This window comes from Lysinibacillus sp. RS11 (assembly GCF_042019215.1).
Lineage (GTDB): Bacteria > Bacillota > Bacilli > Bacillales_A > Planococcaceae > Lysinibacillus > Lysinibacillus xylanilyticus_A.
This window is the reverse complement of the sequence record NZ_CP168124.1, coordinates 4,125,001-4,138,033: the sequence shown is the minus strand read 5'-3', so window position 1 is coordinate 4,138,033 and position 13,033 is coordinate 4,125,001. Positions and strand designations below refer to the sequence as shown.

The window sequence follows — 13,033 nt, the reverse complement described above, 5'->3', positions numbered from 1 at the left end:
TTAGGGGGAAAATCAATGAAGAAAAAGAAGCTTTGGACTCTGGGTGTAATGCTTATCCTTGTTCTCTCGACAATCTTAGCTGCTTGTGGTGGCTCAGATACTAAGGATACGGGTAGTAAAGATACTTCAACTGGTGGCGATACAGCTAGTAGTGGTGAACCAAAAACATTAGTATATGGTCGTGGTGGAGATTCAACTGCTCTTGATCCAGCGACAGTGACAGAAGGTGAATCGTTTAAAGTTACGGTTAACATCTATGAGACTCTAATTAACTTTGGAGAGAAAGATGTAACATTGCAACCAGGTCTAGCAAAATCTTGGGAACCTTCAGAGGATGGTCTAACGTACACGATGCAACTTGAAGAAGGGGTTAAGTTCCATGACGGTACTGATTTTAATGCTGAAGCAGTCGTGAAAAATTTTGAGCGCTGGAAAGCTGGTGCTGATAAATTCCCATACTACCACTCTCAATTTACTATGGGTGGGAAGCAAATAGTTGAATCAATTACTGCAGAAGGTGATTATACAGTTATTTTTAAACTAGCTCAACCACAAGCAACGTTCTTGAAAAACTTAGCGATGTCACCATTTGCTATTGCTTCACCAGCAGCATTTGAAAAGAATGATGAGGCACTTAAAGATCATCCAGTAGGTACTGGTCCATTCAAATTTGTAGAGTGGAAACGAAATGATTCTATCACAATTGAGAAAAACCCTGATTACCGTATTGCAGATTTACCGAAAATAGATAAAGTTATTTTCCGTTCAATCCCAGATAACTCAGCTCGCTTAAATGCTCTAAATAATGGTGAGGTTGATGTAGCTGATGGCCTAAGCCCTTCAGATAAAGCTTCAATCGAATCCAATGCAAATTTACAATTAATCGAACGTCCATCTATGAATGTTGGCTATCTTGGACTAACGGTAACACGTCCACCGTTCGATAATGTAAAAGTCCGTCAAGCAGTAAACTATGCAATCGATAAACAAGCATTAGTAGATGCATTTTTTGAAGGATTAGGTGAGCCAGCAAAAAATCCAATGCCTCCATTAATTGCAGGCTACAACGATGAGGTTAAAGGCTATGAATATGATCCAGAAAAAGCAAAATCATTATTAGCTGAGGCAGGCTATGATGGTAAAGAAATCGAACTATGGGCTATGCCTGTGCCACGTCCGTACATGCCTGATGGTCAAAAAATTGCGGAAGCTATTCAAAAGAATTTAGCAGATGTTGGTATGAAATCTAAGATTGTAACGTTTGAATGGGCTACGTATTTAGATAAGGCGGAAAATGGAGAGGCGGATGCGTTCTTACTTGGTTGGACAGGTGACAACGGAGATGCGGATAATTTCCTTTACACTTTATTAGACGGTGATAATATTGGCTCTAACAACTATACGTTCTATGACAACAAAGAACTACACAAACTATTAGTGGCTGCACAAACAGAAATGGATGAGGACAAGCGTAATGAACTTTACAAGCAAGCTCAAGAGATTATCTCTAAGGATGCTCCTTGGGTTCCACTTGCTCACTCTACTCCAATTTTAGCTGGGAACACTAAAGTTACAAACTATATTGCACATCCAACAGGTTCTGACCGTTTAGATGTAGTAGATATGCAGTAGATAGTAGAATTCTATTTTAATATGGATTTAGAAGAATCTGCTTGCTTTTCTGCGGGTAAGCCGTAGAAATCTCGCAGATTCTTTTTACTAAAGAATTATATGAAAATACTCGTTTTTTGGTAGGCTAGAGTTATTTTTTTATGTGACGCATCATCAAAAGTTGGGAATGCCATTGTTAAAACGCCATGTATATAAGTTGATTGGAGTGGAGACAGGGCGACTCCTTGGGGATCAGCGTCAGAGGAACGAAGGCTAAAACCATCACGTCCTGTGATAACGCCTTCGTGACCAACATCCTGTTGCCCCGAGACCCTGGAGCGAAGCGAAGCGGCTCATCGGACGCCCCCAGGAAAGCGCCCAGTCGGAACGGAAATCAACCCCACATTATGGTGACAATCCTCTAATTTAAAAAAGTGGACAAAAACGATTAATCAATATACCTGATGCAAAAGTATATTATGAAAATAACAGAGGGGTGAAGAAGATGCTTCACTATATGGGAAGACGTGTATTTCAATTAATCCCAGTTTTGCTTGGAATGACTTTTATCGTCTTTATGTTAATTCGTGCAATCCCTGGTAACCCAGCGCAAGTAATTTTAGGGCAACAGGCAACGAAAGAGGCGGTCGAAGCATTAAACGCAAGTTTAGGATTAGATGAGCCATGGTATACGCAATATGTTAGTTATTTAGGTGGCATTTTTCAGGGGGATTTAGGGATATCACTACGAACTAAGTTACCTGTTTCCGAGGAAATAATTCCATATTTAGCAGCAACAGCTGAGCTCGCACTATTTGCAATGATTATCGCAGTGGTAGTTGGAGTGAACGCTGGAATTATTTCGGCATGGTTTCAAAACTCCTGGTTTGATTATGTAGTAATGGTTGTTGCTTTAGTTGGGGTGTCCGTGCCCGTTTTCTGGCTTGGTTTGATGGAACAGTGGGCCTTTAGTAATCAGCTTGGTTGGTTTCCAACGTCTGGACGAGAGGATGTACGAGATCCGATAACTTCCATTACTCATTTTTATTTACTGGATACGCTTATACAAGGACGCTTTGATCAATTTATTGAGGTTTTAAAGAGATTAGTATTGCCGGGGATGGCACTTGCGACAATTCCGATGGCGATTATCGCAAGGATCACTAGGTCGTCGATGCTTGAAGTCATGCGCTCTGACTATGTACGTACAGCACGGGCGAAGGGACAAAAAATGTTTATTGTAGTGTATAAACATGCTTTGAAAAATGCAGTGATTCCAGTGTTAACAGTTATCGGTTTGCAAACAGGTTTATTGCTTGGTGGTGCAATTTTAACAGAGACAATTTTCAGCTGGCCTGGAATTGGTCGTTATATTTATGATGCCATTGGCTTCCGAGATTATCCTGTTATTCAATCAGGTATTTTAGTAATTGCTTTTATTTTTATCATGATTAACTTGATTGTGGATTTACTGTATACAGTGATCGATCCACGGATTAAATACAAGTAGAGGGGAGATGCGATAATGACTGGAGCGATAAATATAAAAACAGAGGCAGCACCAAGTCGTGAACGTGCGTCAGGTCCTTGGAGAGAAGGCTGGCGTAGCTTTAAAAAGAGCAAAATTTCCCTAGTAGGTGCAGGTATTGTACTATTTTTCATTTTAATTGCTATATTTGGTCCGATGATAGCTCCTGAAGGTAGTAATGAACAAAATTTAACGAATCGTTTATTAGCACCGTCAAGTGAGCATTGGTTTGGCACTGATGACTTTGGTCGGGATATTTTTTCTAGAATCATACATGGCGCTCGTATTTCTTTATCGGTAGGCTTTTTTTCGGTTATTCTTTCTGTGGTTGTAGGTAGTTTACTTGGTATTATTGCGGGTTATTATGGAAGATGGATTGATACGATTATTTCGCGTATTTTCGATATTTTGTTAGCGTTCCCTAGTATTTTACTAGCTATTGCAGTTGTAGCAGTACTTGGGCCATCATTACAAAATGCATTGATTGCTATTGCGATTATTAATGTACCGAACTTTGGACGCTTAATTCGTTCGAAAGTATTGAGTGTTAAAGAAGAGGAATATATCGTTGCAGCAAAGGCGATTGGAATGCGTGATTCACGAATCTTATTCTCGCATATTTTACCCAACTCAATGACGCCAATCATCGTACAAGGAACGCTAGCAATAGCGACAGCGATTATTGAAGCAGCAGCACTAGGTTTCCTTGGATTAGGAGCTCAAGCACCATCACCAGAGTGGGGTAAAATGCTTGCGGATGCACGTATCTATTTATTAAAGGCACCGTGGACGATGATTTTCCCAGGCTTGGCTATTATGTTGACGGTTCTTGGATTTAATCTAATGGGGGATGGTCTGCGTGATGCACTTGACCCAAAAATGAAAAGTTAACAGAAAGGGCGAAGTATTGGATATTTCCAACCCTTCGCCCTTTTGTATGATTTTAGCTACTAAATAAATTCCTCTTCAAATTCCACATTGATTTCATGACCATGATGAGTCTGATACGACACGATGAGCGTATCTAAATGCTCTAGGTTTTCTTCATAATCTAAAATACGCGATAAAATATAAAGCAAGTGATAGCTTGAGAATTCTGTATCGCCTTCATCATGTGCATACGTTATTTGTTTAATGAATATTTCCATCAACTCATTGCGCTGAACATAATCAATGTTTTTACTCCACTCTGAATGTTCAGGCTTTAATTTCCCGGTATATTTTAACAATAGCTGCTCATGGTAAGTCAGCAGGAAATCAAGTCGCTCTTGAATCATTAAATGAAATTGTGTTGGTAGCTGTGCTAATTCATTTTCATGATTATGAAGACGCTGAAGCAGCTCCAAGCTTTTCTTTGACGTTGTGATCATTTGGCGATAAACGACCAATTTACGTGCTTTTACATACTTTTTATTTTTTAAGTAATTACGCTCTTCCTTATAAAAATCATACAGTGTATCAACTCGTTGCATACGATCCTTAAATTTGCTTAATGCTCCTTTTGTAGACGTATGTTCAGATGCCTGACGTACAGCAAGTCTCGTCCAGCGAATTATATCATCCTGTAAAAAGTAAATTTTACGGAAAAGCTTTACTTCATATTTTGGTGGCAGGAATAATAGGTTGACGACAAATGCTGCTAACACCCCAACTAAAATGGTAATAAAGCGAATAAGGCCAAATGTAATGAAGTCATCACCCTGAATCTCCATAATTGCTACAACTGTGACAAGTGCTAGAGACAACGATTTTTCAAGTTTAAATTTTAACATTAAGCCAATAGCAGTAATGACGGCAATGCCGACTGCTACTACATGGTGACCAAAAAGTAAGCCGAAAATGACCGCGATGGTAGCACCTATAATATTGGCCTGTACTTGCTCAACGATCGTTTGATAGGAGCGATAAATAGATGGCTGAATCGCAAAGATAGCTGCAATTCCAGCAAAAACAGGTGAAGGTAACTCTAGCAACTCAGCAATAAATAGTGCGAACACAATGGCTACACCAGTTTTAAATACACGGGCACCTAATTTCATAGAAAATGGATGTCCTTTCTGTCTAAAATTTTAACTTCTTTATGCCGAGGCATAATTGATGCTTCTTTACATTATAGAAGGAAGTGTTCATAAAATACATAGATTTGTATGTCATTTAAATGAAAAAGACGACTCTTAGGAGAGTCGCCTTTCATTTATAGTTGTAGTTAATCGAAGACGCTGTTTTCGTCAACACTAAATTGCTCTATTCACGATGAGGCAAAAGTGCCCCTTTCAGCTTGAAAGCAACTGTTGATCAGACTTGTGTAATTAGATCATTACAATTGAGAAAATGCGTTATCTACTGCTTTAATTGTTTCAAGAATATCTGCTTCTGTATGTTCTGTTGTTAAGAACCATGCTTCATATTTCGATGGAGCTAAATTAACCCCTTGTTCAAGCATTAATTTAAAGAAACGGCCGAAGATTTCACCGTCTGAGTTTTCAGCCTGCTCATAGTTTTCTACTTTCACATCTGTAAAGTAAATTGTAAGAGCCCCTTTAAGACGATTAACAGTAATTGTTACATCATGTTTTTGCGCGGCAGCCAAGATACCTTCCTCTAAAATGCCTCCGAGACGGTCCATTTCATCATAAATACCTGGCGTTTGTAATACTTCTAGGCAGGCAATACCAGCTTGCATGGATGCAGGATTTCCGGCCATTGTACCTGCTTGGTAGGCAGGACCAAGTGGAGCAACTGTATCCATAATTTCCTTGCGGCCACCATATGCACCGATTGGTAAACCACCACCGATTACTTTACCAAGTGCAGTAAGGTCAGGTGTTAAGCCTAATAAGTTTTGAGCACCACCATAGTGGAAGCGGAATGCAGTAATCACTTCATCGTAAATTGTTAATGCACCTTTTTCCTTGGCTGTTGCATGAACTAATTCTAGGAAGCCTGGGTTTGGTTCTACGATACCGAAGTTTCCAACGATAGGCTCTATTAAAATAGCAGCAATTTGATCGCCCCATTTATCCATTGCTTCCGTAAATGCTTTAGGGTTATTAAATGGTACAGTAATAACTTCTTCTGCTGTTGAAGTTGTAACACCTGCTGAGTCTGGTGTTCCTAATGTTGCAGGACCAGAGCCAGCAGCTACTAATACTAAGTCAAAGTGACCGTGATAACAGCCAGCAAACTTCATAACTTTTGTACGACCAGTGTAAGCACGAGCGACACGAATTGTTGTCATGACAGCTTCTGTACCAGAGTTATTAAAGCGTACTTTATCCATTGATGGAATTGCTTCTTTTAGCATTTTTGCAAAAGTAACCTCGTATTCAGTTGGAGTACCAAATAAAGTGCCGTTTTCAGCAGCGTTTGTAATTGCTTTTGCGATATGTGGATGACCGTGACCAGTAACGATTGGGCCGTAAGCTGCTAGATAGTCGATATAACGGTTGCCATCAACATCCCAAAAATAAGCACCTTTCCCACGGACCATGGCAACAGGTGAGCCACCGCCAACTGCTTTATAAGAACGAGAAGGGCTATTTACACCACCAACGATATGCTGTAGCGCTTCTGCGTGTACTGCCTCAGATTTTGTGTGATTCATATATATTGCCTCCTTAATTTTTATACTTCATCTATTGTAGACCTATCAGTGAAAGAAATCCAAAGAAATTAAGGAATATGACTTGTTTTGTTTCTTAGAGTAAAATGAATCATACAGAGGAGGAGATTGATATGACTTTAATAGAAGGAAAAAAAGCACCAGATTTTTCCCTTGTGAATGAAAAAGGAGAAATTGTAAAGTTAGCGGATTATAAGGGACAAAATGTTATTTTATATTTTTATCCTAAAGATATGACACCAGGCTGTACGACGGAGGCATGTGACTTCCGTGATAAGCATGAAGATTTTAGTCAATTAAATGCAGTTGTACTTGGCATTAGTCCTGACGATGAAAAAAAGCATACAAAATTTATAGATAAGCACGGATTACCATTTTCATTATTAGTGGATGAAGATCATGCAGTGGCAGAGGCGTATGGAGTATGGGTGCTGAAGAAAATGTATGGACGTGAATATATGGGGATTGAACGTTCAACATTTTTAATTGATATAGAAGGAAATTTGGTAAAGGCTTGGCGTAAAGTACGTGTGAAAAATCATATTGAAGAAGTATATACATATTTAGCGGAATGGGAGGCAAAGCAATGAGAGTTTATTTTACATTTGAACCAAGACCAGACTTACGCGAACCACTGGTAGCACAATTTCCACAAGTTGATTTTATTTTTGAAAATGGTTTATCAAACGATGAGCTACAAAAAGCAGATGTGCTTGTAACATATGGTGAAGATTTAAATGATGAAAATATTCAGTATGCCATAAATCTTAAGTGGATTTTTGTAGCTTCAGCGGGGATAGAAAAAATGCCAGCTCAAGCCATTGTTGAACGAGGGATTTTAGTTTCAAATGTGCGTGGCATTCATAAAACACCAATGGCAGAATCGATGCTCGCCCATATTTTAGCGATTAAGCGTGCACTGCCTTGGATGTATGAGCAGCAAAAGAAAAGCGAATGGTCAAAAAAAGCGAAACAAACCGAGTTGCGTGATAGTACAGCACTTATTTTAGGACCAGGAGCGATCGGCTCGGAAGTAGGTCGTTTATTGCAAGCTTTTGGTGTTACGACAATAGGCTGTAACCGTTCAGGGAAAGAATCGGCTTATATGAATGACATGGTGAGCTTTGATCGATTAATCGAAGTGTTACCCAAGGCTGATATTGTCATTTCTGTATTACCTAAAACAGCAGAGACTACACACTTATTGAAAGAAGAACATTTTAAAGCGATGAAAAAAGATGCTATATTTATGAATTTTGGTCGTGGAAACTTAGTAGAGGATAATGTTCTGGTTCATGCTATTCAATCAGGTGAAATTGGTTATGCTGTTTTAGATGTATTTGAACAAGAACCTTTAGCTACTAATCATCCTTTATGGACTTTACCGAATGTTATTGTATCTCCACATATTTCAAGTCACTCATACCGATATGTTGAACGTAGCTTAGAGATCTTTAAGCCAAGTTTAGAGAAGTGGTTGCGTGGTGAAACAGATTTAGAAAATGTAATGGATTTATCAAGGGGCTATTGAAGCGGTATAAGAATCGTTTTTTAGCATTTATCATTATTTTTCAAAATGGGGCCAGTAATGTATTAAGCAATAGATATCGTATGTCCCTATATATTTAAATGTTATTGATTTAGAAAATGTACGAATGTTGACAGAAGTAAGTCTAATTCGATACACTATTTATAACTATTATAAAGTAATAATATTTATGAAAGAGGTGCATGACGATGTCTGCAACGCATTTACAGGATGCACTTGACACGTTAAAAACAACTGGTGTACGTATTACTCCTCAGCGTCATGCGATTTTAGAATATTTAATTCAATCTATGGCACATCCAACGGCGGATGAAATTTATAAAGCACTTGAAGGGAAATTCCCGAATATGAGTGTAGCGACTGTCTATAATAATCTTCGCGTATTCCGTGAAGTTGGTTTAGTGAAAGAACTAACATTTGGTGATGCTTCAAGTCGCTTTGATTTCATTACAAATGATCATTATCATATGATTTGTGAATGCTGTGGGAAAATAGTCGATTTCCATTATCCTGGTCTCGATGAAATTGAACATTTTGCATCACAAGTAACAGGCTATGATGTGCATTCGCATCGTTTAGAGATTTACGGTACTTGTCCATCGTGTAAAGATGAATCTGCAAAGGTGTAATGAAAAATCCTAGCTCTTATATAAGGGCTAGGATTTTTTTGGCTTATTATAAGATTGGTCGAACTCTTTTCCTTCTAGAGTTGGATCCAGCGTTAATGGTTCATTGCAGTACATACACATATCTACACGGCCTAATACTTTTGTGTGCTTATGGCAATTAGGACATTCTACTTGAACGGCTCGCGCTGAGAGAAGGCCAATCCATGCATATACGACTGTACTACCAATAATACAAAGTACACCAAGGGACATGAAAATTAATACTAGAATAGGACTGTTTTTAAAGAAGATTCCCCCATACATAACTACAAAGCCGATAAAAATAAGTGCTAATGCGAATGAACGAATTTTATTAATTTTACTTTTGTAAGGTTTCATTTATCATCTTGCCTCCCAATCTAAAATCTACTATAACACATAAGAACAAAGTATTTTAGCTTTGAGAGTATAGAAAGAAGGAATACTTTTAGAGTATGTCGAAATTTTAACGAAATCGATTTCGCCTTGGCGTAATTGTTTTGTCGCTGCGCTTTCGCGCAGATCAACAATTCGTCCGGATTTTCAATAGTGCTCAGTCCTGCAGATGTTTTTTGCGCGAAAGCGTAGCGACAGCAGCACCGATGCAGGTCAGTTAGCCGTTTTCGCAGGATGCGAAGATTTTAGGCTAACATCCTTAAATTCATTCCTTTGAAAATCCGTGACATCCGCTGAATGAAGATAAAAGGTTATAAGCAAATAGAGGAGGGCTGAACATGGAGCAAGTTTTACGTCCGATATACCAGGAACGTGCAAGTCAGTCGAATACATTAGGCGTTATTTTAGTAGAAAAACGTGAGGAACAAAGTAATGTTACAGATACTTTTGATACAGTCTTACTTATTATTGTAAAAGAAGCGGAAAAGCCAGTCTTTACGAAACATTACGTATATGAAGGGAATAAAGTAGCTTTACATACTGTTAGTGAGAAAATAATACGAAAATGGTTACTAATTGGCTCAAATAAAAAAGTGGTCGATTGGATTTTCTTTGGTAGAGTATTATTTGATCGTAATGAATTTCTTCATAAATTAAAAATTGAATTACAGGAGTTTCCGTTTAGCGGTCGTAAAATTAAAACGGGTATTCAATTCTCAAAATTAATTCGACGTTATTTAGAAGGGAAAGAGTACTTTGATAAGGGTAGTTATCTTGATGCTTATAATCATGTAGTAGATTCGTTGCATCATTTAGGGCGTTTATCCATTATTGATAGTGGACTTTATCCGGAAGTAACTGTTTGGGCACAAGTGAAAAAAATCGAGCCGGCGATTTATAAGTTATATGAGGAGCTTGTAACGAGTAATGAGCCGATTGAAAAACGATTAGAGTTATTGTTTTTAGCAAGTGAGTTTTTAATACATTCGCGTACTCGAGACGGCGCTCAACATATTTTAGAGGTAATGCAAGCAAAAGAAAGTTGGACAATTCAGGAATTGCACGACCATGATGAGCTTATGAATTATTCAGTGGATTTAGAAGTGTTTATAGAATATTTAGTGGATAAAGGCTATATTCAAATTGAACCTGTCGTTGCGAAAAGCGAAATGATATTCCACCGTCATTATAAGGTAAATAAAGAAGCTCTAGAAATAGAGCAAGGACTGTAGTATGCTAAATATCGAGGTATAAAAAATACCTCGATATTTTTTAAAAAAAGTTGTTGACGACTAATATATTGATATTGTATTATATTAATTGTCGCTAAGACATAACAAAACAACTCAAGGAAATGAAGAAAAAAACTTTTTAAAAAAAGTTGTTGACATGATTTGAGTGAGATGTTAATATAAAGAAGTCGCCGAAAACGAGCGATGGTAAATGAACCTTGAAAACTGAACAAGCAAAACGTAATCAATAAAGTTTTTAGTAGCTAACCTTGAGTTAGTGAACGAAACAAAATTTTGGACATCAAACATGATGCCAGCAAAACAATTTGAGCTAATCAAATTTCTTTTTATGGAGAGTTTGATCCTGGCTCAGGACGAACGCTGGCGGCGTGCCTAATACATGCAAGTCGAGCGAACAGAGAAGGAGCTTGCTCCTTTGACGTTAGCGGCGGACGGGTGAGTAACACGTGGGCGACCTACCTTATAGTTTGGGATAACTCCGGGAAACCGGGGCTAATACCGAATAATCTATTTTACTTCATGGTGAAATACTGAAAGACGGTTTCGGCTGTCGCTATAAGATGGGCCCGCGGCGCATTAGCTAGTTGGTGAGGTAACGGCTCACCAAGGCGACGATGCGTAGCCGACCTGAGAGGGTGATCGGCCACACTGGGACTGAGACACGGCCCAGACTCCTACGGGAGGCAGCAGTAGGGAATCTTCCACAATGGGCGAAAGCCTGATGGAGCAACGCCGCGTGAGTGAAGAAGGTTTTCGGATCGTAAAACTCTGTTGTAAGGGAAGAACAAGTACAGTAGTAACTGGCTGTACCTTGACGGTACCTTATTAGAAAGCCACGGCTAACTACGTGCCAGCAGCCGCGGTAATACGTAGGTGGCAAGCGTTGTCCGGAATTATTGGGCGTAAAGCGCGCGCAGGCGGTCCTTTAAGTCTGATGTGAAAGCCCACGGCTCAACCGTGGAGGGTCATTGGAAACTGGGGGACTTGAGTGCAGAAGAGGAAAGTGGAATTCCAAGTGTAGCGGTGAAATGCGTAGAGATTTGGAGGAACACCAGTGGCGAAGGCGACTTTCTGGTCTGTAACTGACGCTGAGGCGCGAAAGCGTGGGGAGCAAACAGGATTAGATACCCTGGTAGTCCACGCCGTAAACGATGAGTGCTAAGTGTTAGGGGGTTTCCGCCCCTTAGTGCTGCAGCTAACGCATTAAGCACTCCGCCTGGGGAGTACGGTCGCAAGACTGAAACTCAAAGGAATTGACGGGGGCCCGCACAAGCGGTGGAGCATGTGGTTTAATTCGAAGCAACGCGAAGAACCTTACCAGGTCTTGACATCCCGTTGACCACTGTAGAGATATGGTTTTCCCTTCGGGGACAACGGTGACAGGTGGTGCATGGTTGTCGTCAGCTCGTGTCGTGAGATGTTGGGTTAAGTCCCGCAACGAGCGCAACCCTTGATCTTAGTTGCCATCATTTAGTTGGGCACTCTAAGGTGACTGCCGGTGACAAACCGGAGGAAGGTGGGGATGACGTCAAATCATCATGCCCCTTATGACCTGGGCTACACACGTGCTACAATGGACGATACAAACGGTTGCCAACTCGCGAGAGGGAGCTAATCCGATAAAGTCGTTCTCAGTTCGGATTGTAGGCTGCAACTCGCCTACATGAAGCCGGAATCGCTAGTAATCGCGGATCAGCATGCCGCGGTGAATACGTTCCCGGGCCTTGTACACACCGCCCGTCACACCACGAGAGTTTGTAACACCCGAAGTCGGTGGGGTAACCTTTTGGAGCCAGCCGCCGAAGGTGGGATAGATGATTGGGGTGAAGTCGTAACAAGGTAGCCGTATCGGAAGGTGCGGCTGGATCACCTCCTTTCTAAGGATATTTTCGGAATACAAACCTAGGGTTTGTAAGATTACGTTTTGCGTTCAGTTTTGAAGGTTCATTCTTCTGAATGAAATACTTCAAAACTTGTTCTTTGAAAACTGGATAAAACGACATTGAAATTGTAACAAACACATTTATTTTTTAAGTTTTTTTTATAGGCTTAATAACTTGGTTAAGTTATTAAGGGCGCACGGCGAATGCCTTGGCACTAGGAGCCGAAGAAGGACGGCACTAACACCGATATGCTTCGGGGAGCTGTAAGTGAGCTTTGATCCGGAGATTTCCGAATGGGGGAACCCACTACGTTTAATCGCGTAGTATCTTGACGTGAATACATAGCGTCTTGAAGGCAGACCCAGGGAACTGAAACATCTAAGTACCTGGAGGAAGAGAAAGAAAAATCGATTCCCTGAGTAGCGGCGAGCGAAACGGGAAGAGCCCAAACCAAGAGGCTTGCCTCTTGGGGTTGTAGGACACTCTATACGGAGTTACAAAAGAGCGAGTTAGATGAAGCGACTTGGAAAGGTCCGCCAGAGCA

10 protein-coding genes and 2 rRNA genes (1 of these 12 cut by a window edge) are annotated in these 13,033 nt (G+C 40.1%); 9 read left to right on the top strand and 3 right to left on the bottom strand.

Annotated features, from left to right (window positions below; genetic code table 11):
- The first annotated feature begins 15 nt into the window (after positions 1–15).
- The 3 genes from AB9L17_RS21465 (at position 16) to nikC (ending at position 4,030) form a co-directional block, all read left to right on the top strand.
- Entirely contained in the window at positions 16–1,632 is a 1,617-nt protein-coding gene (locus AB9L17_RS21465) for an ABC transporter substrate-binding protein (RefSeq protein WP_068986626.1), read from the top strand.
- Between the two features lie 484 nt (positions 1,633–2,116).
- Positions 2,117–3,121 carry an ABC transporter permease gene (locus tag AB9L17_RS21460; protein WP_068986625.1) on the top strand — a complete coding sequence of 335 codons (1,005 nt, stop codon included), beginning with the start codon at positions 2,117–2,119 and terminating at the stop codon, positions 3,119–3,121.
- Positions 3,122–3,136: 15 nt separating this feature from the next.
- Positions 3,137–4,030 carry a nickel transporter permease gene (nikC, locus tag AB9L17_RS21455; RefSeq protein WP_223554855.1) on the top strand — a complete coding sequence of 298 codons (894 nt, stop codon included), beginning with the start codon at positions 3,137–3,139 and terminating at the stop codon, positions 4,028–4,030.
- 59 nt (positions 4,031–4,089) lie between these two features.
- Here nikC and AB9L17_RS21450 read toward each other — a convergent pair whose 3' ends face one another.
- Positions 4,090–5,178, bottom strand: coding sequence for an FUSC family protein (locus tag AB9L17_RS21450; protein ID WP_068986623.1), 1,089 nt, complete (start codon positions 5,176–5,178; stop codon positions 4,090–4,092).
- Positions 5,179–5,456: 278 nt separating this feature from the next.
- Entirely contained in the window at positions 5,457–6,743 is a 1,287-nt protein-coding gene (locus tag AB9L17_RS21445) for a glutamate-1-semialdehyde 2,1-aminomutase (protein ID WP_068986622.1), read from the bottom strand.
- 131 nt (positions 6,744–6,874) lie between these two features.
- On the opposite strand from AB9L17_RS21445, the gene bcp reads away from it, so the two are divergent.
- From bcp to perR, 3 genes are all read left to right on the top strand, one after another.
- Complete coding sequence (gene bcp / locus AB9L17_RS21440; protein ID WP_068986621.1) at positions 6,875–7,351, top strand: thioredoxin-dependent thiol peroxidase; 477 nt, start codon at positions 6,875–6,877, stop codon at positions 7,349–7,351.
- Positions 7,348–8,292 carry a D-2-hydroxyacid dehydrogenase gene (locus AB9L17_RS21435; RefSeq protein ID WP_068986620.1) on the top strand — a complete coding sequence of 315 codons (945 nt, stop codon included), beginning with the start codon at positions 7,348–7,350 and terminating at the stop codon, positions 8,290–8,292. The genes bcp and AB9L17_RS21435 overlap by 4 nt, the downstream gene beginning before the upstream one ends.
- Positions 8,293–8,498: 206 nt before the next feature.
- Positions 8,499–8,939 carry a peroxide-responsive transcriptional repressor PerR gene (gene perR, locus AB9L17_RS21430; RefSeq protein ID WP_068986619.1) on the top strand — a complete coding sequence of 147 codons (441 nt, stop codon included), beginning with the start codon at positions 8,499–8,501 and terminating at the stop codon, positions 8,937–8,939.
- Between the two features lie 27 nt (positions 8,940–8,966).
- Here the strand turns inward: perR and AB9L17_RS21425 are convergent, their stop codons facing one another.
- Entirely contained in the window at positions 8,967–9,317 is a 351-nt protein-coding gene (locus AB9L17_RS21425) for a YgzB family protein (protein WP_068986618.1), read from the bottom strand.
- Between the two features lie 374 nt (positions 9,318–9,691).
- Between AB9L17_RS21425 and AB9L17_RS21420 the strand changes: the two genes are divergently transcribed.
- From AB9L17_RS21420 to AB9L17_RS21410, 3 genes are all read left to right on the top strand, one after another.
- Positions 9,692–10,585 carry a nucleotidyltransferase-like protein gene (locus tag AB9L17_RS21420; protein ID WP_068986617.1) on the top strand — a complete coding sequence of 298 codons (894 nt, stop codon included), beginning with the start codon at positions 9,692–9,694 and terminating at the stop codon, positions 10,583–10,585.
- 346 nt (positions 10,586–10,931) lie between these two features.
- Positions 10,932–12,483: ribosomal RNA gene (locus AB9L17_RS21415) — 16S ribosomal RNA — on the top strand.
- 182 nt (positions 12,484–12,665) lie between these two features.
- Positions 12,666–13,033, top strand: a 23S ribosomal RNA gene (locus AB9L17_RS21410); it runs 2,560 nt beyond the window's last position.
- Together the 16S and 23S rRNA genes form the textbook arrangement of a ribosomal RNA operon.